The 23,828-nt window shown below is 71.8% G+C and carries 30 protein-coding genes and 1 other RNA gene; 10 read left to right on the top strand and 21 right to left on the bottom strand.

The annotated features are described in order from the left end of the window. The first annotated feature begins 2 nt into the window (after positions 1–2). Positions 3–1,139 (top strand): bifunctional RNase H/acid phosphatase, encoded by a 1,137-nt coding sequence (locus tag AB0O19_RS24925; RefSeq protein ID WP_063347373.1) that lies wholly within the window; start codon positions 3–5, stop codon positions 1,137–1,139. A 106-nt stretch (positions 1,140–1,245) separates the two neighbouring features. Here the strand turns inward: AB0O19_RS24925 and yaaA are convergent, their stop codons facing one another. Together yaaA and AB0O19_RS24915 are read right to left on the bottom strand one after the other, a co-directional pair. Further along, positions 1,246–2,031, bottom strand: a complete 786-nt coding sequence (yaaA, locus tag AB0O19_RS24920) for a peroxide stress protein YaaA (protein WP_363622470.1) — start codon at positions 2,029–2,031, stop codon at positions 1,246–1,248. A gap of 85 nt (positions 2,032–2,116) precedes the next feature. Beyond that, entirely contained in the window at positions 2,117–2,557 is a 441-nt protein-coding gene (locus AB0O19_RS24915; RefSeq protein ID WP_363622468.1) for a DUF3995 domain-containing protein, read from the bottom strand. Positions 2,558–2,614: 57 nt separating this feature from the next. Here AB0O19_RS24915 and AB0O19_RS24910 point away from each other — a divergent pair, with 57 nt between their 5' ends. The 4 genes from AB0O19_RS24910 (at position 2,615) to rnpB (ending at position 6,428) form a co-directional block, all read left to right on the top strand. Beyond that, positions 2,615–2,872 carry a Fic family protein gene (locus AB0O19_RS24910; protein ID WP_363622466.1) on the top strand — a complete coding sequence of 86 codons (258 nt, stop codon included), beginning with the start codon at positions 2,615–2,617 and terminating at the stop codon, positions 2,870–2,872. A 95-nt stretch (positions 2,873–2,967) separates the two neighbouring features. Further along, positions 2,968–4,425: an RNB domain-containing ribonuclease gene (locus AB0O19_RS24905; protein WP_363622464.1), complete on the top strand. Its 1,458-nt coding sequence runs from the start codon at positions 2,968–2,970 to the stop codon at positions 4,423–4,425. Positions 4,426–4,530: 105 nt separating this feature from the next. Then, positions 4,531–6,018: an MFS transporter gene (locus tag AB0O19_RS24900; RefSeq protein ID WP_363622462.1), complete on the top strand. Its 1,488-nt coding sequence runs from the start codon at positions 4,531–4,533 to the stop codon at positions 6,016–6,018. A 13-nt stretch (positions 6,019–6,031) separates the two neighbouring features. Further along, positions 6,032–6,428, top strand: an RNA gene (gene rnpB / locus AB0O19_RS24895) — RNase P RNA component class A. Positions 6,429–6,779: 351 nt separating this feature from the next. Here rnpB and AB0O19_RS24890 read toward each other — a convergent pair. Then, entirely contained in the window at positions 6,780–6,992 is a 213-nt protein-coding gene (locus tag AB0O19_RS24890) for a hypothetical protein (protein WP_363622460.1), read from the bottom strand. 219 nt (positions 6,993–7,211) lie between these two features. Between AB0O19_RS24890 and AB0O19_RS24885 the strand changes: the two genes are divergently transcribed. Then, on the top strand, positions 7,212–8,135 hold the full coding sequence (locus AB0O19_RS24885; protein WP_363622459.1) for a hypothetical protein: 924 nt from the start codon (positions 7,212–7,214) through the stop codon (positions 8,133–8,135). On the opposite strand, the gene AB0O19_RS24880 is transcribed toward AB0O19_RS24885, so the two are convergent. Continuing rightward, positions 8,126–8,263, bottom strand: coding sequence for a hypothetical protein (locus AB0O19_RS24880; protein ID WP_363622458.1), 138 nt, complete (start codon positions 8,261–8,263; stop codon positions 8,126–8,128). The genes AB0O19_RS24885 and AB0O19_RS24880 overlap by 10 nt on opposite strands. Before the next feature lie 237 nt (positions 8,264–8,500). Here AB0O19_RS24880 and AB0O19_RS24875 point away from each other — a divergent pair, with 237 nt between their 5' ends. Continuing rightward, on the top strand, positions 8,501–8,746 hold the full coding sequence (locus AB0O19_RS24875) for a helix-turn-helix transcriptional regulator (protein ID WP_363622456.1): 246 nt from the start codon (positions 8,501–8,503) through the stop codon (positions 8,744–8,746). A gap of 360 nt (positions 8,747–9,106) precedes the next feature. Here the strand turns inward: AB0O19_RS24875 and AB0O19_RS24870 are convergent, their stop codons facing one another. The 3 genes from AB0O19_RS24870 to AB0O19_RS24860 are packed head-to-tail and all read right to left on the bottom strand — an operon-like array spanning position 9,107 to position 10,193. Next, a complete protein-coding gene (locus AB0O19_RS24870; RefSeq protein ID WP_363622454.1) occupies positions 9,107–9,550 on the bottom strand; it encodes a hypothetical protein in 444 nt (147 codons plus the stop codon). Continuing rightward, on the bottom strand, positions 9,550–9,717 hold the full coding sequence (locus tag AB0O19_RS24865; protein WP_363622453.1) for a hypothetical protein: 168 nt from the start codon (positions 9,715–9,717) through the stop codon (positions 9,550–9,552). The genes AB0O19_RS24870 and AB0O19_RS24865 overlap by 1 nt, the downstream gene beginning before the upstream one ends. Continuing rightward, positions 9,714–10,193 carry a hypothetical protein gene (locus AB0O19_RS24860; RefSeq protein ID WP_363622451.1) on the bottom strand — a complete coding sequence of 160 codons (480 nt, stop codon included), beginning with the start codon at positions 10,191–10,193 and terminating at the stop codon, positions 9,714–9,716. Before AB0O19_RS24860 ends, AB0O19_RS24865 begins: the two co-directional genes overlap by 4 nt. Before the next feature lie 390 nt (positions 10,194–10,583). Between AB0O19_RS24860 and AB0O19_RS24855 the strand changes: the two genes are divergently transcribed. Further along, on the top strand, positions 10,584–11,843 hold the full coding sequence (locus AB0O19_RS24855) for a transcriptional regulator (RefSeq protein ID WP_363622449.1): 1,260 nt from the start codon (positions 10,584–10,586) through the stop codon (positions 11,841–11,843). Here the strand turns inward: AB0O19_RS24855 and AB0O19_RS24850 are convergent. Continuing rightward, positions 11,824–12,486, bottom strand: a complete 663-nt coding sequence (locus AB0O19_RS24850; RefSeq protein WP_363622447.1) for an HAD family hydrolase — start codon at positions 12,484–12,486, stop codon at positions 11,824–11,826. The two genes, AB0O19_RS24855 and AB0O19_RS24850, sit on opposite strands and share 20 nt — an antisense overlap. 57 nt (positions 12,487–12,543) lie before the next feature. Here AB0O19_RS24850 and AB0O19_RS24845 point away from each other — a divergent pair, with 57 nt between their 5' ends. Further along, entirely contained in the window at positions 12,544–12,795 is a 252-nt protein-coding gene (locus tag AB0O19_RS24845; protein ID WP_363622445.1) for a hypothetical protein, read from the top strand. Continuing rightward, entirely contained in the window at positions 12,792–12,989 is a 198-nt protein-coding gene (locus tag AB0O19_RS24840; protein WP_363622443.1) for a hypothetical protein, read from the top strand. Before AB0O19_RS24845 ends, AB0O19_RS24840 begins: the two co-directional genes overlap by 4 nt. A 71-nt stretch (positions 12,990–13,060) precedes the next feature. Here AB0O19_RS24840 and AB0O19_RS24835 read toward each other — a convergent pair whose 3' ends face one another. From AB0O19_RS24835 to AB0O19_RS24775, 13 genes are read right to left on the bottom strand one after another with little or no spacing between them, the layout of a single operon-like run. Beyond that, positions 13,061–13,375 carry a hypothetical protein gene (locus AB0O19_RS24835; RefSeq protein ID WP_363622441.1) on the bottom strand — a complete coding sequence of 105 codons (315 nt, stop codon included), beginning with the start codon at positions 13,373–13,375 and terminating at the stop codon, positions 13,061–13,063. Beyond that, a complete protein-coding gene (locus AB0O19_RS24830) occupies positions 13,372–13,653 on the bottom strand; it encodes a hypothetical protein (RefSeq protein ID WP_363622440.1) in 282 nt (93 codons plus the stop codon). The genes AB0O19_RS24835 and AB0O19_RS24830 overlap by 4 nt, the downstream gene beginning before the upstream one ends. Before the next feature lie 2 nt (positions 13,654–13,655). Further along, positions 13,656–14,591 (bottom strand): hypothetical protein, encoded by a 936-nt coding sequence (locus AB0O19_RS24825; RefSeq protein ID WP_363622439.1) that lies wholly within the window; start codon positions 14,589–14,591, stop codon positions 13,656–13,658. A gap of 17 nt (positions 14,592–14,608) precedes the next feature. Further along, positions 14,609–14,989: a hypothetical protein gene (locus AB0O19_RS24820; protein WP_363622437.1), complete on the bottom strand. Its 381-nt coding sequence runs from the start codon at positions 14,987–14,989 to the stop codon at positions 14,609–14,611. A 10-nt stretch (positions 14,990–14,999) separates the two neighbouring features. Beyond that, the gene (locus AB0O19_RS24815) at positions 15,000–15,461 is read right to left on the bottom strand and encodes a hypothetical protein (RefSeq protein ID WP_363622435.1); all 462 of its coding nucleotides are present in this window, start codon (positions 15,459–15,461) and stop codon (positions 15,000–15,002) included. Continuing rightward, the gene (locus AB0O19_RS24810; RefSeq protein WP_363622434.1) at positions 15,458–16,531 is read right to left on the bottom strand and encodes a hypothetical protein; all 1,074 of its coding nucleotides are present in this window, start codon (positions 16,529–16,531) and stop codon (positions 15,458–15,460) included. The genes AB0O19_RS24815 and AB0O19_RS24810 overlap by 4 nt, the downstream gene beginning before the upstream one ends. Beyond that, positions 16,531–17,571 carry a hypothetical protein gene (locus AB0O19_RS24805; RefSeq protein ID WP_363622432.1) on the bottom strand — a complete coding sequence of 347 codons (1,041 nt, stop codon included), beginning with the start codon at positions 17,569–17,571 and terminating at the stop codon, positions 16,531–16,533. Before AB0O19_RS24805 ends, AB0O19_RS24810 begins: the two co-directional genes overlap by 1 nt. Positions 17,572–17,581: 10 nt before the next feature. Beyond that, the gene (locus AB0O19_RS24800; RefSeq protein WP_363622430.1) at positions 17,582–18,457 is read right to left on the bottom strand and encodes a hypothetical protein; all 876 of its coding nucleotides are present in this window, start codon (positions 18,455–18,457) and stop codon (positions 17,582–17,584) included. A gap of 14 nt (positions 18,458–18,471) precedes the next feature. Next, positions 18,472–22,134, bottom strand: a complete 3,663-nt coding sequence (locus AB0O19_RS24795) for a phage tail tape measure protein (protein WP_363622428.1) — start codon at positions 22,132–22,134, stop codon at positions 18,472–18,474. A 1-nt stretch (position 22,135) separates the two neighbouring features. Next, the gene (locus AB0O19_RS24790) at positions 22,136–22,396 is read right to left on the bottom strand and encodes a hypothetical protein (protein ID WP_363622426.1); all 261 of its coding nucleotides are present in this window, start codon (positions 22,394–22,396) and stop codon (positions 22,136–22,138) included. 47 nt (positions 22,397–22,443) lie between these two features. Beyond that, positions 22,444–22,983 (bottom strand): hypothetical protein, encoded by a 540-nt coding sequence (locus AB0O19_RS24785; protein ID WP_363622425.1) that lies wholly within the window; start codon positions 22,981–22,983, stop codon positions 22,444–22,446. Then, a complete protein-coding gene (locus AB0O19_RS24780; protein ID WP_363622423.1) occupies positions 22,983–23,462 on the bottom strand; it encodes a hypothetical protein in 480 nt (159 codons plus the stop codon). The genes AB0O19_RS24785 and AB0O19_RS24780 overlap by 1 nt, the downstream gene beginning before the upstream one ends. 35 nt (positions 23,463–23,497) lie before the next feature. Continuing rightward, positions 23,498–23,827, bottom strand: a complete 330-nt coding sequence (locus tag AB0O19_RS24775; protein ID WP_363622421.1) for a hypothetical protein — start codon at positions 23,825–23,827, stop codon at positions 23,498–23,500. Between the last annotated feature and the right edge of the window lies 1 nt (position 23,828).

Here is a 23,828-nt window from a genome sequence, read left to right as displayed (position 1 = left end):
CGGTGGCGGCTCGCTTCATCGTCGAGGCGGACGGCGGGTCCCGGGGCAACCCGGGGCCGGCCGGCTACGGCGCGGTGGTCCGGGACGGCGACACCGGGCAGATCATCGCCGAGGCCGCCGAGTTCATCGGCCACGCCACCAACAACGTGGCCGAGTACAAGGGCCTGATCGCCGGCCTCAAGGCGGCCCGGGAGCTCGACCCGGACGCCTCGGTGGACGTCCGGATGGACTCCAAGCTGGTCGTCGAGCAGATGTCCGGGCGCTGGAAGATCAAGCACCCCGACATGCAGCCGCTCGCCGCCGAGGCCCGCACGATCCTCCCGCGCGCCCGGGTGACGTACACCTGGATCCCGCGCGAGCGGAACAAGGACGCCGACCGGCTCGCCAACGAGGCGATGGACGCGGGCAAGGCCGGCCGCCAGTGGGAGCCCCGGCCGCGGGCCGCCGCGGTGGTGGACGAGCCGCCGCTGGAGACCGCCGCCCCCAAGGCCGGCTGGGCCGCCCCCGCCGACCTCGGCACCCCGACCACCTTCGTCCTGCTCCGCCACGGCGAGACCGCGCTGACCCCGCAGAAGCGCTTCTCCGGCAGCGGCGGCAGCGACCCGGAACTGTCCGACAAGGGCCGCTGGCAGGCCGCGCGGGCCGCCGAGGAGCTGGCCGCCCGCGGCAGCATCCAGGCCGTGGTGGCCTCGCCGATGCGCCGCACCCGGGAGACCGCCGAGATCGTCGCCGCCCGGCTCGGCCTGGAGGTCCGGTACGAGGACGGGCTGCGCGAGGTCGACTTCGGCGACTGGGAGGGCCTGACCTTCGCCGAGGTGCAGGAGCGCCACCCGGAGGACCTGGCGGCCTGGCTCGGCTCGGCGAAGGCCAAGCCCACCGGCAGCACGGAGAGCTTCACCACGCTCACCCACCGGGCCGGCGTCGCCAGGGACAAGATCATCGCCCGGCATCCCGGCAGGACGGTGCTGGTGGTCTCCCACGTCAGCCCGATCAAGACGCTGGTCCGGCTGGCGCTCGGCGCCCCGCCGGACGCGCTGTACCGGATGGAGCTGTCCGCCGCCTCGTTCTGCGCCGTCCAGTACTACGCGGACGGCAACGCCTCGCTGCGGCTGCTCAACGACACCTCGCACCTGCGCTGAACGCCCGGGGCTGAACGCCCGGGGCTGAACGCCCGGGGCTGAACGCCCGGGGCTGAACGCCCGGGGCTGAACGCCCGGCTCCGGGGGGCGCCCCCCGGAGCCGGGCTCAGTGCACCTCGGTGACCACCACGTCCAGCTGCCACGGCTTGCGCGCCGTGCCTTCGGCGGCGAGCTCCACCCGGTGCCCCAGGCCCCGCAGCGCGTCCAGCAGCTCGCCCGGCGTCTTCGGCTCGATCCCCGCGACCAGCAGGTCCCGCACCAGGCGTCCCTTGGTCGCCTTGTTGAAGTGGCTGACGACCGTGCGCTTGCCGTTGCGTTCCTGGAGCACCCGGACGGTCGCCGTCCGGGAGGCCACCTCGCCGGCCGGCTTCCACGCCGCCGCGTACGCCGAACTGCGCAGATCCAGCACCAGCGCGTCCGCCACCTCCGGCAGCACGGACGCCATCGCGCCCCGCCAGTGCGCGCCGAGCGCCCCCGGGCCGGGCAGTTTCACGCCCATCGAGCAGCGGTAGGGCGGAATCCGGTCGGAGATCCGCACGGCTCCCCACAGACCGGAGAAGACCAGCAGCGACCGCTCGGCCCGGCCGTACGCGGCCGCGTCCAGCGTGGCCAGACCCAGGTTGTCGAACAGCACCCCGGTGTACACCTCGCCCGCCGGACGGGCACCCGCCGCCGGCAGCCCGGCATTGCGGGCGATCTCGCCGCGCAGCCCGGGGCTGAGCCCCAGCACCTCCGCGGCGGTGTCCTCGTCACCCCGGCAGAGACCGACCAGCGCGTCCAGCACCTCGCCGCGCGCGGCCGTCAGCCCGGGCAGCGACAGCCGGTCGAGCGCCACCGGCACCCCGTCCCCGGACGCGGCCTTGCCCTCCGAAGGCGGCAACAGCACCAGCACAGCGGACTCCTCAACACTCTGTGGCGGATGAACCCCGCCACCCTACGCAAAACCGGTCCGCCCCGGGCGGCCCGTCCGGCCGCGGCTACTCGGCGCCACCGGCCCCCGCGACCACGGCCGCCCCGGCCGCGAGCGCCAGGCAGAGCGGCGAGTAGTACCGGGTGTCCAGCCGCTTGAACCGCTCCGACCGCTCGACGACCCTCCCGAACAGCACCAGGCCGCCGGCGCCGCGCGCCAGCATCACCCCGGCCACGGCCCGCACCCCGGCCCGCCGCAGCCGCCGCGGCCCCACCGCCGGCAGCACCCCGGCCTCCGCCCCCACCAGGTACGCGGCCGTCCCGAGCAGCCCCGCCACCGCGACGCAGGCCGCCGGGGACGGCGTTCCGTCGCCCGCGCCGACCACGGTGTCCGCGAACTCCTCCGGTGTCCGCAGCGGCCACGGCGTCACCGCCCACACCGCGTGCAGCGCCCCCGTCGCCGCCAACACCCCGGACACCGCCGCCCCGGTCGCCTTCACCACACCCATCGCCCGAACCCCCTTCGTGAACGACCACTCGACCCCACCCTACGAGCGCTCACACCCGTGCCCCACCCCGCCCGCGCCCCGTGGACCAAGGCCGCCGCCCTCGGCCAGAGCCTGTCCCGCAACCACCCGCTGATCGACCGGAACAAGCGCACCGCCTTCGAGGCGATGCTGCTGTTCCCGGACTACAACGGCGAGCCGTACACCGACCCGCACCCGGCCGCCGCGGTGGCCTTCATGCTCCGGCTGGCGACCGGCGGCTACGACGACGCCGTCGTGCTCGCGGGCAAGGACCTGAAGTCGCTGCTGGGGCGCTGAGCCCAACAGCACCGGCAGTCCAGTGCCACCGGCGGCCCGGCGCGTCCGGCGGGGTGATCCGTCCGGAATCACCCGATTCGCCCTACGCTGCCTGCATGCCTCGCCGAAAACTGCGCGTCAAGGCCGCCGACTCCGCCCGGATCAACACCGAACTGACCGAACTCCGCGCCCGCCTGGAGATCCACACCGAGTGGCCGGAGCCGGTGCTGGCCGAGGCGGAGGAAGCGGCCGAGCGCCCCCGGCTGCCCGAGCACGACGCCACCGACCTGCCGCTGTTCACCGTCGACCCGCCCGGCTCGCGCGACCTCGACCAGGCCATGCACCTGCTCCACCGCCCCGGCGGCGGCTACCGGGTGTACTACGCCATCGCGGACGTCGCCGCCTTCGTCCGCCCGGGCGGCGCCATCGACGCCGAGGCCCGCCGCCGGGTCGAGACCCTGTACTTCCCGGACCACCGCGTCCCGCTGCACCCCACCCGGATCTCCGAGGACGCCGCCAGCCTGCTGCCCGGCGAGCCCCGGCCCGCCCTGCTCTGGCAGCTGGACCTGGACGCCGACGGCGCCGTGGTGCTCGCCGACCTGCGCCGCGCCCTGGTCCGCTCGCACCGCCGCCTCGACTACGAGGCCGTCCAGCGCGCGGTGGACCTCGGCGGCGCCGACGAGCAGCTCGCCCTGCTCGCCACCGTCGGCCGGCTGCGCGAGGAGCAGGAGCGCGCGCGGGGCGGGATCAGCCTCCCGGTGCCCGAGCAGGAGGTCGAGGAGACCCTGCACGGCTACGTCCTCGGCTACCGCGCGCCCGGCCCCGCCGACGGCTGGAACGCGCAGATCTCGCTGCTCACCGGCCTGGCCGCGGCCGACCTGATGCTCGACGCGGGCGTCGGCCTGCTGCGCACCCTGCCCGCCGCGCCCGCCGCCGCGTACGAGCGGCTGCGCCGGATCGCCGCCGCGCTGGACGTGGACTGGCCGCAGACGCTCCCGTACCCGGAGCTGATCCGCTCCCTGGACCCGGACGCGCCGATGGACGCCGCCTTCCTCAACGCGTGCACCGGCCTGCTGCGCGGCGCCGGCTACCACGCCTTCGACGAGTCCCGGGGCTTGCCCGCCCCGGCCGACCCGGGCCACGCCGCGCTCGCCGCGCCGTACGCGCACTGCACCGCGCCGCTGCGCCGGCTCGGGGACCGCTTCGCGCAGGAGGTGTGCGCGGCGGTGGCGGCGGGGGAGGAGGTGCCGGACTGGGCGCGCGAGGCGCTGCCCGCCGTGCCGGGCCTGATGGCGAGCGGGGACCGCCGCGCGGCCGAGGTCGAGCGGGCCTGCGTGGACCTGGTGGAGGCGGAGCTGCTGGCCGGCCGGGAGGGCGAGGACTTCACCGCCGTGGTGGTCGACGTGGACGAGCGGCGACCCGCGGCCGGCACCGTGCAGCTGCGCCGGCCCGCCGTCAGGGCCCGCTGCGACGGCGCCGATCCCGGGGCGGTGCTGCCGCTCGGCGGGCTGATCCGGGTCCGGCTGACGCAGGCCGACCCGGTCACCCGCACCGTCCGCTTCGCCGCCGTCTGACCCCCCCCCGGGCTTCCACGCGCCCCCGGCGCTCCCCCCGGCGCCGCCACCCGGACGGTCCGTCACACGGCCCCCGGGCACCGCCCAGGTGGGAGGATCGGTCCCGTGCCCGAAGCCCAGCCCTCCGGCGCCCCGGGGCGCCGCCGCCGACTGCTCGTCCTGGCGATCTGCTGCCTGAGCCTGTTCATCGTCGGCCTGGACAACACCGTGGTGAACATCGCCCTGCCGGCGATCCAGCGGGACCTGGACGCCCCGGCGTCCGGGCTGCAGTGGATCATCGACGCCTACACCCTGGTCCTGGCCTCGCTGCTGATGCTGTTCGGCTCGGTGGCCGACCGCTTCGGCCGCCGCCGGGTGTTCCAGACCGGGCTGCTGTGCTTCGCGCTCGGCTCGCTGCTGTGCAGTCTGGCGCCGAGCCTGGAGTGGCTGGTGGCGTTCCGGGCGTTGCAGGCGGTCGGCGGTTCGATGCTGAACCCGGTGGCGATGTCGATCATCACCAACACCTTCACCGACCCGAAGGAGCGGGCCCGGGCGATCGGCGTCTGGGGCGGCGTGGTCGGCATCTCGATGGCGCTCGGCCCGCTGCTGGGCGGCTTCCTGGTGGAGGGCGCGGGCTGGCCGTCGATCTTCCTGATCAACGTTCCGGTCGCCGTGGTCGCGATGCTCCTGACCGCCCGTTACGTCCCGGAGTCGCGCTCGCCCCGGCCGCGCCGGCTGGACCCGGTCGGGCAGCTGCTGATGATCGTCCTGCTGGGGTGCGGCACCGCGGCCATCATCGAGGGCCCGGGCAGCGGTTGGACGTCCCCGCTGATCCTCGCCCTGGCGGCGGCCGCCCTGGCCGCGCTGGTCGCCTTCCCGCTGTGGGAGCGGAGGGTGGCCGAACCGCTGGTGGACCCGCGGTTCTTCGCCAGCGCGCCGTTCACCGGCGCCACCGTCACCGCGGTCTGCGCCTTCTCGGCCCTGGGCGGCTTCCTCTTCCTCAACACGCTCTACCTGCAGAACGTCCGGCACTACGACCCGTTCGAGGCGGGCCTGTGGACGCTGCCGATGGCCGCGATGATGCTGGTCTGCGCGCCGCTGTCCGGCCGGATCGTCGGCAGCCGGGGCCCGCGCGGGCCGCTGGTCGCGGCCGGGCTGGGCCTGGTCGCGAGCGGGCTGCTGCTGACCGGGCTGGCCGCCGACTCCCCGGCGGCGCTGCTGCTGGTGGCGTACGCGCTGTTCGGCTTCGGCTTCGGCATGGTCAACGCGCCGATCACCAACGCGGCCGTCTCCGGCATGCCGCGCGCCCAGGCGGGGGTGGCCGCGGCGGTCGCCTCGACGAGCCGCCAGATCGGCCAGTCGCTGGGGGTGGCGGTGATCGGCACGGTCGTCACCTCGGCCGTGGTCGGCCCGGTGGCGACGGGCTTCGCCCCGGCCAGCCACGCCGGCTGGTGGATCCTGGTGGGCCTGGGCGGCGCGATCCTCCTCCTCGGCCTGGCCACCACCACCCCGTGGGCGACCGCGACCGCCGTCCGGGTGGCCGCCCGCCTCGGCGGCGAGCCGCCCGCGGTCCGCTCCGGTGTGCGGGAGGCCCCACCCGAGCGGCTACGATGACCACTACGGCGGAAGAGCCGGCCGGGCGGTCGCGACGGGTCCCTGACCCGCCGAGGAACGTCCGGGCTCCACAGAGCAGGGTGGTGGGTAACGCCCACCCGGGGTGACCCGCGGGACAGTGCCACAGAAAACAGACCGCCCACCGCTTCGGCGGCGGGTAAGGGTGAAACGGTGGTGTAAGAGACCACCAGCGACCGGGGTGACTCGGCCGGCTCGGTAAACCCCACCTGGAGCAAGGTCAAGATCGGTGCCCTCGGGCGCCGTGCGCGGATGACTGAGGGCTGCTCGCCCGAGTCCGCGGGTAGACCGCACGAGGCTGTCGGCAACGGCAGTCCTAGATGGATGGCCGCCTCCCCGGGCCGCGCGAGCACCCCGGGAGACAGAACCCGGCGTACAGGCCGACTCTTCCGCCGCTCTGCAGATCAGGCCCCCGAAAGGTGGCCTGATCTGCGAGTTCAGTTTGCTCAGGATTTCCCACACTTCCTCGGGGGTCCTCAGTTTGGACCTCCCCAGAGACTCCCCACTCCCCGGAAACTCCCCAGAATTTCGCGCCGGGACGTACGCGAGCCGCCCCGCACCCCCCTTGTGGGGGGTACGGGGCGGCATCTCAGGTCGGTAGGATTCCGGCAGCCTCCCAGCATGAGGGTCTCCTACCGACCCTGGAGGTCCCGTTCCTCAGCGCCCGGTGAAAGCGGGCACTGAGGAACGGGAGCCATGGGCCCGGCCGGCCGCCTGTATGGCGGCCGGCCGAAGCTGATTTATCAGCCCCAGACGGAGTCGTCGAGGGTGGTGATGGCGGCCGGGGCCGCGGTCGGCGTCTCGGTCGGCTGCGGCGCCACAGCGCCCCACACGGAGTCGGCGACGCTCTGCTGCGAGCCGGAGGCGGCTGTGACGGAAGTCGCGATTCCGGCGATGAGGGCGGCGCCAGCGAGAGCGCCAGCGAGGACTCGGGCGGTGGTCCTGCGTGCGGGCATGGGACACCTCTTTCACGACTTGTCTGGGGTGATTGGTTGAGGAAGCGGAGGTGCGGGTTCCTTGATAGACCAGTGTTCGCACTGTTCGAGGTTGAATCAACCCTTCTCGCGATATGCTCGAAAAGTTGCGCACGTGCGCAGTTCTGACTGGCCGTCATATGGGGTATATCGGTGGAATCGGACATAGGTGAGGCTCGCCTGTTTCTCATACCGGAAGCAGTGGATCTCTATCTGAAGATCCTCTCCGGCGCAGAAAGTAGCCCACCCCCGAGCCCTGCGCGCGACCAGCTGATCAGCGTCGGCCTCATCGCCCCGGAACCCGGACGCCCGGATCGGATACAAGCACTCGACGTTGACGCCGCGGTTCGACAGTGGCAGTCATCCCTCGTTCACATGGCGGCTGGGATGCTGTCTGAAGCGCAGTCGTTCCCAACGCAACTCGCGGGGATGGCATCCGCCTACCGGGCTGCACACCCTGGTCGCAGCATGACGCCAGGCGTCGAGATCGTCACCGGGTATCGGGCGATCAACGAACGACTTGAAGCGATCGTCACCAGGTGCACGCGCGAGCTCCTAACCGCGCAGCCGACCGGCCCGCGGCCGGCCGATCTCCTGGCTGTCTCCTACCAGCGCGACCTCGGCGTCCTGAAGCGCGGCGCCACCATGCGCACGATTTACCTGCCGAGCGTGCGCTCCGATGGTCCAACGGCGCGCTGGGCGCTGACCATGAGCGAACGCGGCGCCCAGATCCGCACAGGCCGCACGTTCGGCCGGGCGATCGTGGTTGACCGTCGAGTCGCCGTAGTGCCCGTGCTGGAACCGTGGAGCTCGACCGAGGTGGCATCGGACCGCGCGGCAGTGGTGACAGACGGGGTCCTCGTTGCCCTCGTGTGTGGGTCATTCGAGCGAGACTGGGCTCACTCTGAGCCTTGGGGAGGCACCCAGGAGTCGGAGCTCCTTCCAATCCACGTTGGGATCCTCTCGTGCCTGGCGCGTGGACTTGAGCAGGACCAGGCGGCCACACAGCTTGAGGTCTCTCGCCGCACCGTCACCAACCGCTTGGGAGAGCTGAAGGCAATGGCTGGTGCGACTACCGTGCCGCAACTGCTGTACTGGTGGGCGAAACGAGAGCTTCAACGCTGACGGATCACCGCAGTGTACGGCTGACCGTCTGACGTGAAGCGCAGTCGGAACTCGCCGTCGCGCACCATGAAGTCGCGCACCCGATCCAGGCCGCCAGGGGCAGCGACCATCCACAGATAGGCCGCCACGCGATCGGCCTGGATAGAGGCACCTCTCAGCGTGCTGGACAGGACGTCGATCGCGTCCTGCAGTTCGCCGAACGACGCCTCGTCGGTAAGGCCCTCAATGCTCAGTGTGTAGGTGCTCAGGGTGTGCTCCGTTCAGTCCCCCCGGACTGCGGTGGGTCGAGTCTATCGAACATGCATACGGTCAACTGGTGACCTTGGTATGCAGACTTTCGATCATGGACCGGTCAGCGTCAAGGGGTGCCGACCCCGCCCCGAAGACCACCGGATGCCTACCAACTGCAAGAACGTCACGCAGTCGGCGAACGGATCAGGCACCTGCGGCGGGCGCGCGGCATGAGTCAAGAGCGGCTGGCCGAGCTGATCGGGCGTGACCGGCAGAGCATCCGGCATTACGAGCACGGGATGACGTCCGTCGGCCTTGACGACCTTGCTGCGATCGCACGGGCGTTCGACGTTCCGACCTGGCGCCTGTTCTACGGGTAGGACCTGGCCGGCCGTACCGCCGTACGGCCGGCCAGGAGGTCTACTTCTCGGGGGTCGGCGGCGGGTCGGCCGGCGGCGGCGGGGTCTTCGGCGCGGCCGGCGGGGCCTTCGGACCGCCGATCCCTCCGCTGCCGCCGCTCGGGTCCTTCTGTGGGTTCATCTCGTCTTCCTCGGTGATCTCCACCTCTGCCGCCGGGGTGTCGCCCGGCGGTGGCATCGTGGGGTGCGCCGCCGCCCGGTTGGGCCCGCGGGAATCGCGGCCTCGCTGGTTGTGCCACCGGCCCTGTGCGTTTGGGGGTACCGTGCCGCCCATCGCGTCCTCCTCCTGCTGGGGGTCACCATCGTGGCGTGGCCGGTGGCCTAGCCGCTGCCGAACGTCCCACCGGGGCTGGCAGGGTAGGCACACGGCATGCAGAGCATCCGCGAGTACAACACCGCGGGGCCGCGCACCAGCGACTCGACACCGCCCAGCAGTGACGCCGTGCCAGCCGGACAGCCGCATCTCAGGCATGCCCGGACGGCACGGGCCTCGGTGTAGCAGGACCAGCACACGACTCGACGGGGGGCCTCGGCGAGCACCGCCATGGGCTGGATGCTGGTCAGGTGGTCGCAGACTCGCAGCGCGTTGTCCTGTCGAGCCTGGTCCATGGTGGCGATGGCGTCCCGGACCCACTGGTCGACCTCGTCCATGGAGGCCGACTCGCTCCGCTGGACGCCGGCCTGGGCAAGCAGCTCGTCTGTGTGGGCCGCGCTCGCGGTGGCCTGGTCCCAGAGGGAAGTGAGGAACGGATCCACCGCGGCCATCACGAGACCTCCCTCGGGGCGTCCAGCGGCGGGCAGTGGTCGACTTCCGCGGTGTACTGGGTGAGGTCGCGAACGAATCTGCCGCGGACCCAACGCCCGCAGACGAGGCACAGGCCCCGCTCGACCCGCTCCTCGGCCTCGACCGGCGTGCCGCCGACGGCGCTCACTCGGCGCCCCGCTTGGCCGCCGGACCGGTCTGGTAGTTGGCGTTCTGCACCTGGCGGCGGATCCATTCGCAGGCGGCCGCCTCGGTGGGCAGCCAGTTGGTGGCCGGGTACCCGGTCGCCAGATCCTTGACGACCCACTGTTCGGGGCGGCCAGCCGGACGCTCCACCCGCTCAGGACGGTAGCGGGCCGCGACGCGCTGCCGACGGGTCAGCCCGTCGCCGTACGTCACCCGCACGATCGCCGTGTCGCCGCCTTCGAGGGCGAGGGTCCAGTCGGTGGACTCGTCGCCGTGCATCCAGTTCTGCAGGTCGCGCGTATCGCGGCTGCCCACCAGCCGCTCCATCGCCCGGAGCTGGTACTCGCCGATCGGTAGTTCGCGCAGCGTCTGCCACAGGATGTCCAGCGCCTGCAGCGCCGGCGCGGTGACCGGCTCCAGGTGGCCATCCACCGCGACGGTGAGTTCATCGGTCAACATGCCCCCTCCTCCTCGATGGTGATGCACTTCGGGTGAGCCGCGACCGGCCAGCCGAGCGGCGCCGTGGTCGGGCCAGTCGACGTGTAGACGTGGCCGGCGGGGATCAGCTCGCCTCCCTCGCGCCGGCAGTGGATGCACGCCTCGGCCTGGAGCTGAGCGCGGGTAGGCGTCGGTCCCGCCTCGGGCATGCGAACCCCCACTGTCAGTAAGATGACGCCACTGGAAGGTGACGGTTAATCGTCGGCCCTCACGCGGACGTCCTGAAGGTCTTACGGAGGACTCTTGGGGGACGTTGAGAGGACTCATGTGGCTTCCATAGGCCTTTCAGGTCCCCGAACTGTCCTCATCGACCGTAGAGTTGGCTCATCATCGGCTCGTGCGGAGGACACTGTGCCCAACACCGCGCTCAAGGCGGCCCGCCAGGCCGCTGGTTACGCCACACAGCAGGCCCTCGCCGACGCACTCACGGACGCGGCCCGCCAACTCGGCATGCGCGGCGTCGAGGTCAGCGTTCGGCAGGTCCGCCGATGGGAATCCGACACCCCACCATGGCCCGGCGAGGACTATCAGCGACTCCTCGTCCACGTCCTCCACCAGCCAGTCGAAGACCTCGGCTTCCGTGCCCCATGGAATCGGGGCCGCCCCGCCACACCTACCGCGCCCGCAGCGCCGGCGGCGGTCGTCGCACCTACGCCCCTGCGCGGCGCCCTACCCCGACCGTACGGTTCTGCCGGCACGCAACCCGGCACCGTGGGCGCCGACTACGCCATAGTCACCCAGGCCCACCGCCGGCTCTACGCCTCCGTGGCCCCCGCCGCCCTCCACCGGGCCGTCGCCGAGCACGCAGGCCTCGGCACCGTACTGCTCGGCGAGACGTCCGGCGTAGCCCGCCGCATCCTCGCTGCAGCCCTCGCAGAGTCGCTGCTGCTGCTGGGTCGCATCGAGTTCTTCGACCTGCGCCAACCCGCCGATGCCACCTTCGTGCGCGCGCTCCAGGCGGCCGGTGAGGCCGACGACCACCTCCTCGGCGCTGCGATTCTCGCCCACTCGGCGTTCGTGCCCGGCTGGGACGGCCGCCTCGATGCCGCTCGCGAACGCATGCACGCCGCCCGCACCTACGCCCGGCGGGCGCCAGCCTCAGCCGAAGTCCTTGCGTGGCTCGACGCGGTCGAAGCCGAGTGCCTTACCCGCTGCGGCGACCACCGGGGTGCGCTCGCCCTGCTCCGCCATGCCGAGGACGTCCTCGCTGCGGGAAGTGAGGTCGGGTTGCCCGGCTGGTTCACCTGGTTCTCGGCGGTTCGCTTGCACGCGTTCCGCGGCAACACCGAGTTGGTGGCCGGACTGATCCCCCAGGCCCGGACCACCTTGGAGCAGACGCTTGCCGATCTCCCCGACACGGACGGGAAACAGCGGACGGTCATCCTCGCGGACCTGGCCGCCGTTGAGGCGGCAGCCGGGCAACCCGACCTCGCTTGCGCCCTGCTGGAGCAGGCGCTCGACCAACTGGCAGTGACCTGGTACGCCACCGGGATGGAACGCGTACGGGACGCGAGGCGGGCGCTCGGCCCGTGGCAGGACTCGGCGGCCGTCCGGCGAGTGGACGACCGCCTTTACTCCTGGTCCGCGACGCTCAGCTCACTCCAGCGTTGAACTTCGCGATCAGCTCAGGCAGCTCCGAGAGCGAGTCGACGCGGAAAGTGGCCTTGGACGCGGCCGGGTCGTGCTGCTGGATCCAGCCCCACGGCCCCCGCCGGATCAGCGCCGTCCGCATCCCCGCCTGGCCTGCGGGAAGAACGTCGTTGTCGAGCCGGTCGCCGACGTACAGGATCTCGCCCGGCGCGGCCGGCACCACCTCGGCAACGCGCTCGAAGAACAGGGCGTCCGGCTTGCTAGCGCCCCAGTCGTCCGAGGTGCCGATCAGGTCCACGTCGCCGGCAAACAGCTCGTGCAGGATCCCGCCGGCCCGAACCGTCTGGTTCCCGGCGATGGCCAGCCACAGGCCGTCCGCCCGCAACTGGGCGAACGCGGTCCGGACGTCGGGGTAGAGGTCTTCCTCGCCGAAGTGCTCCGGCCGACCGGCCGACGCCCGCTTCTCCCGTTCCTTGTACAGGTCGAAGCCGGGCTGGAAGACCTGGAATGTCTCTCGGTAGTCGCGCCCCTGCGCGATCACTGCGCCGAACTGGGCCACGAAGGTATGCCGGGGCACACCCAACCAGTCGGCCCAGGTCCCGTACTCCCGGGTCTCATCCACCAGGCACTCGCCGACATCAAAAACGACAGCCTTGATCGTCATGGTCGCAGCCTAGTGGGGCGCGGACGTCCTGTCCGTGTCCTCTCATACGATGACGCCATGGCCGATGCACCTGATCTCCCCGCTGACCTGCTGCCCCTCCACGTTGCCGCGCTGAGAGCCGACCGGGCGATGACCGAGGTACGCCTAGCCGGCGGCGACGGCGACGCCGCACGCGAGGCCTACCTCGCGGCAGCCGAGGCACTCAGGACGCACCCGATCTGGGAGCAGGCGCGGGCTGAGGGCAAGCATCAGAAGCTCTGGCAGGCGTCGCTGGACGCTGCGAAGAAGGTGCTCGACGGCGAGGCATGATGGACGTCATGGAGCGCTGGGAGACAGTCGAGCTACACGGCGGCCCGCTGGACGGGTACAGCACCGTCGTTGACACCGCAGACCCCGACCCGGGCACCGCCCTCACCAGCCCCCACGGCCAGTACGCCGGCGGCCGATCCTGGTACCAGCCGGATACGGACGGCGTCTGGTGGTGGACGCACGACAGCCCGTAGAGGCCGTACCGGTCAGGCCCCAGCACACGACGAAGCCCCCGCCCGGCCGAAGCCGAGCGGGGGCGTGGTGTTCAGCGGTTGACGATCGGGACGACAGCGGCCACGGCGGCCGCGACCCCTGCGAGTCCGGCCAGGGCCTGGAGGCGACGGCGGTCGGCCTGGCGCACCTCGCCGGCGGCCGCCCGTTCCCGCTCCCCGTCGCTGATGCGCCGGTCGTGGTCGGCGAGTTGGGCACTGTGGTCGGCGATCGTCTGACCGGTGTGGCTGTCGCTCTGCCTCAGCAGGGCCAGGCTGCCCTTGATCTCGGCCAGCCCGGTGCCCACATCACCGCGCAGCTCGGCCAGACCGACGGCCAGCTCCCGGAGCGGATCCGGGGGGCTCGTCACCCCGCGGTCCCGATCGGCGGGACAGGCGAGGCCGGCGGCGCGACCGGGTCGGGCAGGGTCAGAGCCGCCGGGGCCATCCGCAGCCAGGACGGCAGCATCCGGTCCACGGCCGGGAGTGCCATCACCCGGGTGAGGCCGGCCGCAACCGCGAGGCCGGCGCCGACCCCGACGGTGGTCTGCGGGATGCCGGAGGCGTCCACGATCAGCGGGGCCGCGGCCGCGAAGGACAGCATGGTCTGCAGCGTGGTCCGGATGGTGCGGCGGGTGGAGTCGCGCATGATCAGTTTCCCTTCGGGGACGGGGTGACGGTGAGCTGGATGCCGGAGGCGAACGCGGCGGCGACGGCCGGGCCGACGGCCCCGGCGACTGCAGCGGCGATCTTGCTCTCCAGGTCGAAGTTGGCGAGCCGATCGTCGACCACCGCGCCCATGCAGGTCTGGGTGGTCTGGTGGAGCCAACCGGCCATCTGGGCCACGGTGTCGTCTCCGCCGGGCGGGACCTGGCCACCGAGGGCGTACGCGAAGAGGTTCGCGACCGCGTAGGCGTCCCGGTCGGCCGGCGCCCCGGACCGCACGGTGTCCCGGACGATCTGGGTGATGGCCGCCTTGTCGGCGTCGTTCAGGGGCATATCGGCCTCCGAGGGTTGGGGAGTTGAGGGTGTGGGTGGCGTCGGATCCGGTCCGGGCCAGCGGTAGGAGGTCTGGGCGCGGCCGCCGCGAGGGTCGTTGGGATCGGCGGACGGCGGGCAGCCGTCGGCGAAGTGGGGGGCGAAGTAGCCGGTCACGCGGCTGGCCTGGCGCGCGGTGGCGTGGGACCAGACGCCGTTGCCCTGTCCGGCGTCCGTACTGCCGGCCTTCACACTGTTGCCGCCCTTGGTGTAGACGGTCGTGGCGTCGAACCCGACGACGAGCTCGGTGTGCGAGCCGTTGCCGAAATTGGCCCACGCTCCCACGCTGGGGTACTCAGACCACTGGCCGCGGGCCTTCGCCCAGGTAGAGAACGTCGAGACGTTGTCGGTCTTCGGGACGATCCCGGCGAGGCCGACGTCGGCGTACATGCACCAGTCCCAGATGACGCACCAGCTGACACCGTCCTCGCCGAACTGGACGCCGAAGCGGGTGTGGTTGTCCCAGCCGTCCCGGGCGTTCCAGCCCTCGTAGACCTGCTCGGGGACGGCCATGACGTGATCGAGCAGACGTTTCCACTGCGGGGTCATGCGGGCTCCTCTGGGCGTCAGATGAGGGGGACGTCGGCCGCGGTCGAGCTGACGCCGAACTGCGCGTAGTGGCGCAGGGCCACGGTGTTGCCTGCGGTGGCGAGCGGCCGGGCAATATCGAGGGCGGACCGGATGCCGCCGGTGTACTGGCCAGTGCGGTACGGCCAGCCGGGCACGTCGTCCTCGCTGGTGATGGCGTAGACGATGTACTCGCCGGGGTCGATGGCAACGCGGGCGACGGCGAGGAGCCACAACTCGCCGTACGCGGGCGGCTGTCCCACCTGCGTCGGAGCGAGCTGCCCGCACCGACCAGCGAGGTACTCGGCGGCGGCCAACTGGTCGAGGCGGCTGGCGAGGTCGGCGGGGGTGAGGGCGACGAGGGTTGAGACCGTGCGCACAGGCGGGCTCCTACATGAGGTTGCGGATGAGCTGGGTCTGGGCGTAGACGGTGCCGGAGCCGGAGGTGCGGATCCCCTCCACCGTGATCCGGTAGAGGGAGCCGATGGCGATGTTGGCCGGCAGCGCGGCGGTGTAGTCGTACGGTGTGCCGGCGGCCACGACGGGCCCCCACTGGGACCCGTTCACGGTCACTCTGATGCTGCCGACGCCTCCGCCGGACGTGGCGGTGGTGAGGGCGAGGCGGATCTGGGTGGCCCAGCGGACGTTCCTGCTGGTCGCGAGGGCGGTCCACGACGTCAGGGTGGTCTGGGGCCAGCGGGTCGGGTCGGCGTCCAGGGGCGGCAGCAGGGCGTCTGCGGCGGACATGTCGGGGCGCGCGGCGCGCAGTTCGCGGAGCTGGCGTTCCAGGTCGGCCAGCCGGGCACCGAATGCCCCCGGGCCTCCCGGGAGTTGGTCCTGTCGGGTGGTCACTGGTCCTCCAGCAAAATCGGGGAGACGCGGTCCGCGGCGGGGTCGAGGGTCCAGGCGTAGGCCCGGGCAGTGGTGGAGATGCCGGCGGGGTGGCGTGCCGAGGAGTCCACGGTGATGCTGACGGTGTCGCCGAGGTCCCAGCTGGAGCCCAGGCGCGGGGCGGCGGAGGCGACCGCGTCGACCGTCCAGGCGCGGGTGCCAGTGGCCATGAGGGCGAGTGCCTCGGCGGCGTGCCGGTCGAGTTGGGCGGTGTCGGTCACGCCCTGGGCCGGCGTCCACCGGTGCTCCCACAGCGCCCAGCCGGAGGCGATCAGGGCATCGGCGGTGTGCACGGTGGAGGTGGCTCGGACGTTGCCGCTCTGGTCGCCGCGGGCGATGGTCCGGGTGGCTCCCTTGCCGCGTTCATAGGACTCGCTCAGGGAATAGGAGGCGATGCAGCCCGGCATGTCGAACGAGGCGTCGGCCGCGACGGCACCGAGGGTCGGCCGGATCCTCAGGCAGAGCTGGAACCGAGTCTGGGCGTCATCGCCCCACACGGTGTCGACGGTCCACTCGGGGCCGCCGGCCATGGCGCTGATCTCCTGCAGACCGGACAGGATGGTGCGGTCGTCCGCGTCGGCCATGGTGTAGGTGATGGCCGTGCCGCTGGCGGTGGTGTCGAGGGTGATCGGCGGCCCGCCGGTGAGTGCCGGGGTGGCGAGTGCGGTCATGACGTCGGTCGCGTCGGTGTCGGTGGCGGTGTAATCGCCTGGGTACCGGCGGTCCAGGTAGGCCTCGGGGGTGGCCACCGGCAGGTGGACGACCGGGCCCGAGCCACCCGTGCGCCGCAGGACCAGCCCGGACCACAGAGGCTGGCCGGTGAGGGTGTCGACGGCGACGAGCATGGTGCGGCCCGGGTCGGTGGCGGCCTCCCACTCCGGGGGCGCCTTGGCAAGGTCGAGGGTCATGCTGCCGCTGACGGGGGCCCCGATCCGCATGCTGATCGGCTGATCCGGCCGCAGTGACGGCAACTCTTCGGAGATGCCGCCGGTGCGCAGGTCACAGCCGTACCAAGCGAGTTCAACCGCCATCAGGCCGCCTCGTAGGAGACGTTCCACAGGATCTGGTTTCCGGTGGTCGAGGTGACCGGGTTCGTCCCGCTGACGTTGTCGAAGGAGACGCTGCTGAAACTGCTCTTGGCGATCAGTGTGGCCCTGCCGCCGTCCGCCGGGTTGCAGCTGATCTCACCCAGGTAGTTGTTTCCGGCGGCGATGTAGTTGAGGGAACCGACGCGGGTGTACCCGATGGGCTGAGGGGTCGGCATCGAAATGAACCACAGGCCGACGCCGGCATTGGTGGTCGATCCAATCGTGAAGCTGCCAGACCAATGGACCTGGTTGCCCACGCGGGTCCAGCGGCTGGTGATGACGCCGTTGCCGACACTGGCGCCGCCTCCGAGGCTGGTGAAGGCGGGAACGAAGGTGGTGCTGTCGCCCTGGGCCAGCCAGGACGTGCCGTTCCAGTACTCGGGACATCCGCGGACGGTGTTGTACCGGGCCTGACCGGTGTAGGTGCCGACGGCCGCAATGTCCGTAGCGCTGGAGACAGGCAGGATCCCGCCTGGCGCCACGGTGACCGGGCGGACGGCCGTGGACACGGTGGCCGCACCGGTCCCGCCGGCGCCGGTCGGGGGGACCGTGATCGTGGCGAGCGGCACGAAGATCTCGGTGGCGCCGGGCACCGGTGCGGACGGGGAACCGGCCGGCGCGCCGGGCAGCAGCACCACGTCCGCCTTCCGGAGGCCGCTGCTGTCCACGCTGGTGTCCCACACCCGCAGGTACACCAGGTCGATGCGCGTGTAGGTGGCGTCCGCGGCGGCGAGGGTGCCCGCAGTGGACGCGGGGATCTGCGCGCGGTAGACGCCCTGGCCGGAGCGGTAGAGGGTCGCGACCCCGGCGGAGACACTGACCGTGCCGCCGGAGACGGTGACGGTCAGGCCCGAGTCCCCGGGGCGCACTCCGGGGCGAGAGCCCAGGGCCGTGCCGTCGGCCATGACGAACACCGAGTCCATGCGGCGGAGCTTGGTCTCGTCGTAGCTGAGGGTGGGGAGCCAGAGAGGGTCGGTGGGCATGGGCGGCTCCTTACATCCAGGCCGAGCGCGCGGTGCCGGTCAGCAGCGCGGCCGCGGCGAAGTTGGGGCAGGACCAGCTGAAGGTGAGCTGGGACTGCGGGAGGATCTCAGGCCACGCGCCGGACAGGTAACGGCGGCGGCTCGCCTGGCCGTTGAGCCGCACGGTGCGGGCCTGCGCGTCGATGACGAGGGTGTCGCCGGGGCCGAGGGTGTCGCTGTAGGTCTGCTGGGTGACGACGCCGGACGGCCGGGCCGCGACGATGGTGAACCCGCCGGTGCACGGCCCGGTGACGGTCAGCACGGGCCGCGTGCTGATGCTCCCCTGGTTGGCGAGCGTGATCGTCCCGGACGCGGTGGTCGCGGTGATCGTCAGCGGCAGGATGATCGGCAGCGTGATGCCGCCGCTGGTCTGCGGTAGACCGGCGGACTGGGACTGCAGCGTCGTGCTGTACCGGCGCGGGTCCGCGGCGGTCAGCATGATCGAGTACCGGGCGACCCGGTCGGTGTCGTACTCCAGCAGCACCTCGCCCGAGCGCCTGACCGTGGCCTGCTTCGGGATGCTCTCGGCCACGGTCAGGGTCGTGTCGCTCAGGGCCGCGGCCGCGAACAGCTGCTCGGCGGCCGCGTCCAGCGCGGCCAGGGACGGGGCGACGATCGTGCCGGCCAGGGTGATGACCCGGGCCCCGAGGTACGTCGGACCGGCCCAGGCCCCGTGATCGGCCTCCCGGTCGGAGTACTGCGTGCGGACCGCGGCACCGGACCAGCCCTTGAGGCCGTCCCGGGCCACCGTCCACGCGACCCCGCCGGCATCGACCGCGCCCAACTGCAGGGAGCCGAGGGTGACCTGGCGGCCGCCGAGGAGCTGCCCAGGCGTGTACCCGGCCACGCCACCACCTCCTCTCAGCCGATGAACTCGAGGTGCCGTGTCAGGTCTGCGAGTTGGGCTTCGGAGCTCTGCCCGGCGCCGTAGAGGTTGACGGTGGTGGTCCGGCTGTGGCTCTGGCTGGCAGCTGGGCCCGGGCCGGCGATCTGCCGGGCCGGGATCAGCTCGCTGGCCGTTGGTCTGGCCGGGAGGAGCTGCTGCCCGAAGATCGAGGCGACCTCGCCGAGCAGGGCCATGCTGCGGCTGCGTTTGGCAGGGTCGAGCGGGATGTACGCCTCCGGACCGGCCTCGGCCCACAGGATCGGCTGGGACGCGAACATCGCCTGCCGGTCCGACAGGCGACCGTCGGCGGCGGCCCGGACCCCGCCGTTGGCGTACCGGGTGATGCCGCCCCAGGCCTTGTTGACCGGGATGTGCCGGTCGGCGTACTCCCGGTCGTACTCGACGCTAACCGTCACGGTCCGGCCCTGGATCTGGTTGATGACCTGCTGAATCCGGGCGGAGCCGTTGACGGCGTCATTGGCCGGAACCGTGACCTTGACGTCCTTGCCGCCGGGCAGCTGCTCGACCTTGTAGCCGATGGCCTCCAGCGACTGGATGGCGTCCTGGCCCGGTGCCCGGATGGTGATGGACTTCCCGGGCGGGATGTCCTCGACCTTGGCCTTGACCTCCTGCAGATCCTTGATGGACTGCAGGGCGCCCGGGTCGGTGACCTTGGTTTCCTTCGCCGGGGGCAACTGGGCGTACGCCGAGGTCAGGGACTCGATTTGCTGTCGCGTGAACCCGGCCTGCCTCATGACGCCCTTGAGAGCTTCGATGTCCTGGCCGAGGACGGCGGTGGCCTGCTCGCTGCTGCTGGTCTGTTTCATGACCGCTTCGGCATGGGCCTGGGCAGCCGCGGCCGCGTCGAGGAACGCGCTCTTGTTCGCGCGTCCCTTCTCACTGTGGATGTCGAGCTCGCGCCCGTTCTCCTTGATCTTGTCCTTGAGATCGGCCAGCGACGACTGCATCGCGATCGCCGCCTTCGCGGCGCTGATGTTCTTGCCGTTCAGGTTGTTCAGTGAGTCGTTGAGCTTCTCGACCTCGGTCCGGGTGTCGGACAGGTCGGCGGCGGTGACCTTGGCCGCGTCGCCCAGGCCCTTGGTGCTGCCCGCCGCGCTCCCAGTCGCCTCGGCCTCGCGCTTGGCCGCGTCCACCGCACCGGTGATCTGCGGGGACAGCCCGCTGAGCGCCTGGTCGACCTTGACGATGCTCTGGGACCACTCGTCGTTTCCGCCGCCCGCCTCGGCCGCGGCCTGCGCGTTGGCCTTCGCCTCCTCCTTCATCGGGGCGAGCTGGTCGCGGACGCGTTGGACAGCGGCAGCGTTGCCGATGATCGCGTCGGTCAGGTCAGCGGTGGAGATGCCCAGGGTCTTGGATGCCTGGAGTGCGCCGTCCTGCTCCAGCTTGTGGGCCAGCCAGGCCTTGACGTTCGCGCCGACCGCGTTGCTGTCGGCTTTGACCGCCTCGGTCAGTGACTCCTGCTGCTGCTTGGCGTCGTGCGAGGCGAGACCGAAGATCGACAGGGCGACGGTCGCGACGCCGAGGATCGCGCCGAACGGGCCTCCCAGGAAACCAGCGGCGCCGGAGGCCGCCGACGCGAGCCGCGGCATGGTCTCGGACAGCGTCGCCACCGAGGCCCTGAAGGCGACGAGCTTCGGCAGAGCGAGCATCAGGCCGCCGACCACGAGGGTGAGCGCGCCGCCGATGCCGAACAGGGCCACCGCGCTGGTCTGCAGCCATGGCGGCAAATCGCTGTAGGCGTTGACCAATTTGGTGACCCACTGGACCATGTCCCGCAAGACCTCGTTGGCGGCGGTGCCGCCGTTGATCAGCGCGACCTCGAGAGACCCCTTCAACTGCTCGATGTCGCCAGACAGATTGTTCATCTGGGTCGCCGCCATCCTGCTGGCGGCGCCCTGGTCGTTGACGGCGTCCCGGTACTTGTCGACGCCCTCGGCGCCCAGCTCGTACAGGATCGTTGCCGCCCGCACCGAGTCCGATCCGAAGATCGTCGCCATCGCTGCATTGCGGGCCTCGGGCGTGAGGTTCGAGAACGAGGACTTGAGGTTTCCGGCGAGCTTGGTCAGGCCGACGAAGTTTCCGCCAGCGTCGTAGGCGCTGAAACCCAGCTTGTTCATGATGCCGAGGGCTTCGTCGGACTGCGGCACCAATCTCTGGAGCATGACTTTGAGGCTGGTGCCGGCGTCGCTTCCGATCAAGGCCCGGTCCGCGAAGGCGGACAGCGCGCCGACGGTGTCCTCGAGGCTGAGGCCGGTCTGGTGGGCGAGCAGGCCGCCCATGCGCAGGGACTCGCCCAGGCCGTGCACGTCGGCCGCCGACTTGTTTGCGCCGGCGGCGAGGACGTCGGCGATGTGCTCAACGTCCTTGCCCTGGAGGCCGAAGGTGTTCATCGCCTGCGCGCTGAGCGTGGCGGCCTCGGCGAGGTCGAGTTGCCCGGCGGCGGCCAGCGAGAGGGAGCCGTGGAGGGCTCCGGAGAGGATGTTGGCCACGCTGACGCCCGCACGGGCCAGCTCGCCCTCGGCGTCCGCGGCCTGGGACGCGCTGTAGGCGGTGTCGCGGCCGGCCACGATCGCTGCGGTCCGCAGCTGTCCCAACTGCTCTGCCGATGCGTCGGCGACCGCAGCGACGCCCGACATCGACTTCTCGAAATGGGCGGCTGTGATGCTGGCTACGGCGAATGCCCCGATCATCAGCAGGCCTGCTGTACGGACCGCGGTGAACGCCTTCTCGCCGCGCTCGCCCGCCGACACCATGCTCGTGCCGAACGAGGCGGCGTTCGCCCGGGCGGCAGCGGCGAACCCGCTCACGGCCATGGTCGTGCGGCCCCACACGGTGGCCTGGGCTGCGGCTGTCTCCGCCGTGACGACACCCGCGGCGGTTGCCGCCTCGGACAGTGCCAGGCGCGAGGCCAGCGACAGGCGCTCAACGCCTGTCGCCGCAGCGAGGTTTGCGCTGGTGAGCGCCGTCGAGGTCTGGCCGATGGCCATCGCCGAGCGGGTGGACGCCGCGGTGACCTCGGCCATGGACGCGGCGCCGGTGGCGGCAGCTGCCCGGAACGTCGCCGGGATCTCGCTGGCGGCGGCCGCCACCGAGCGGGTCGCGGTGGATGCCAGGGTCGAGGCTGTGGTGACTTCAGCCATGCTGCCGCCCGCAGCAGTAGCCAGACCGGCCAGCGCCTCACTCGCGGCCGCGGACATGTTGACCGTGACTGTACCGGTCCGGGACAGGGCCTGCGAGGCGCCGAGCGCGTCGCCGGCGATGCTGGACAGCGAGGCGTCCGCTGCCGCGGCCGCCGAACGGAACGTGGCGGGGATGGTCTCGGCCGCCGCCGCGACGCGCTCGGTCGACGCCGCAGCGGTCTGACCGGCCTCCGTGACCGCGCGGCCCGCCGCCACTGCGGCCTGGGCGCCGCGTTCGAACGCGCCCTGCTGGGCGCGCATGGCGGCGGTCGCCCCAGTGGCGGTGCTCTCGAACGCCCGGTTGAACGCGGTCTGGGTCTCGGCGGCGGCGGCCTGCGCGGTGACCGCGAGGCGGCGGCTGTCCTGCTCGGCCTGGCCGGCGCCGCGCTGGAACGCGGCGGTGTCCAGGCCGAGTCGGACGTTGACGGTGCGGGCCACGTCAGCCTCCTTGGTGGTGGACGTGGACGTGCGCCCCGTTCGGGTCGCCTCCGGCCTGCTGGAACTGGGCAGTGCGCTGGCCTGCGGCGGTGCATGCGTGGCAGCGGATGATCTCTGCCACCCACGCGTCCTCGGCCTCGGGAGCGGTCGCGGTGGACAGGGGCTGGCCGCAGCCGCGGCAGGTGTCGTCCTCGACCGCGAGCAGGGCGAGCGCCCACGCTCGGTCGGAGTCGCTCCACAGCGGCTCGTCGGGCCCGACCACCCGGCCGAGAAAGACCGACCGCGGGACGCCCCAGGCGCGTGCGGCTTCTACTTCTCGCCGGTGCGGGAGGCGGCGGTCGCGGAGGCGAGCAACGAAAAAGGGACGGCCTGCTGGGCGGTGTTGTTCAGGTCCCACAGGGCCTGTTCCAGCACGTTCTGCTGGCCGGCGGACATTTTCGTCGCCAGGCGCTTGTACTGCTCGACGGTCATCACCGGGTCGACCGAGCATGCGGCGATCACCGCGGGGAACAGAGTCCCCGGGTCGAACAGCATGTCCGGCGTGCTGGCCGGGTGAGCGGCCAGGATGTCGGACCAGGCGTGCGGGTCCAGGGCCCGGAACCGGAACTCGACCAGGTGCCGGGTCATCTCCTCGCGCAGAGCTTCCATGCGTTCGGCGACCTGCGTGCGCGGGCTGCCGGCCAGGGACTGGCCGACGGTCGCCGCCGCGTCCATGAGCTGCCGTTCCAGCGCCTCGTACTCCCCCTGGAGGGCGCCCGCCAGGCACAGCGGGACGGTGACCTCGCGCGCCGTGGCACCCTCGATGATCGCCTCGATGTCCAGCCCCATCGGCTGCGGATTGTTCGTCATCAGGCGACCACTGCATCCGGGTTGGCTTCGGTGGTGACCTTCATCGGCACCATGTACTTGGCCACCTCGTTCGCGGCCGGGGACTTTCGGGCACGCTGCCCGCAAGCCACCGGGTAGATCTCGACCGGCTGGCCAGAGGTGAATGCGGTGCTGAAGGCGACGTCGCGACGCACGACCAGGTAGCCGTGGGTACCGCGGGTGAGCGTGGTGTACGGGAGCTGTTCGGTCGGCGTCGAGCCGATCTTGAGAGTCAGCTCGATGTCCCACTTCACACGGCCGACTTCCTCGGTGTCCGTGGTGGAGGCGAGGCTGCCGGTGTCGACCGCAGCCGTGGTCGGGTCGATCTTGAGGCCGTCAGGTGTGACGCGGCTGGTGTAGTCAGGGCAGGCGTTGAGTTCGGTGGCGGTCGGCGCTGTGAGGCTCGACAGGCTCGCCGCCCACACCACCTTCGTGAGGCCGTCGCTGATGAGGTCAGACATGGTGCTCTCCTCTGGGCTGGTCGGGGGCGGGCGGCTCAGGACCGGTAGGCGGCCACGGTCACCGTGGCGACGCCCGAGTAAGAGATCGTGGCGAGGCCGTCGCTGGGGCTGGTGTTGAGGTCCGCGTAGAGCGGGATCTTCTTGGTGGCCGAAGCGGCGATGGTGACCGTGCGGTCGGCGGCGGCCAGGCCGCGGACGGTGGCGTAGGACGGGATGGTGACCGTGATTGAGGAACCGCCCCCGTTGGTCACCTCCACCCAGACGCGGTCTCCGACCGGGGCGACCTTGTCACCGCCGGCGGACGCGGCGACGGGGGCTTCGAGGGTGCCGGACGCAGCGAGTGCGGCGGCGGTGAGTGTGGCCATC

This window comes from Kitasatospora sp. NPDC091276 (genome assembly GCF_040684355.1).
In the GTDB taxonomy this organism is placed as follows: domain Bacteria; phylum Actinomycetota; class Actinomycetes; order Streptomycetales; family Streptomycetaceae; genus Kitasatospora.
The sequence above is the reverse complement of the archived record's forward strand: the minus strand, read 5'-3'. Positions and strand labels throughout refer to the sequence as shown.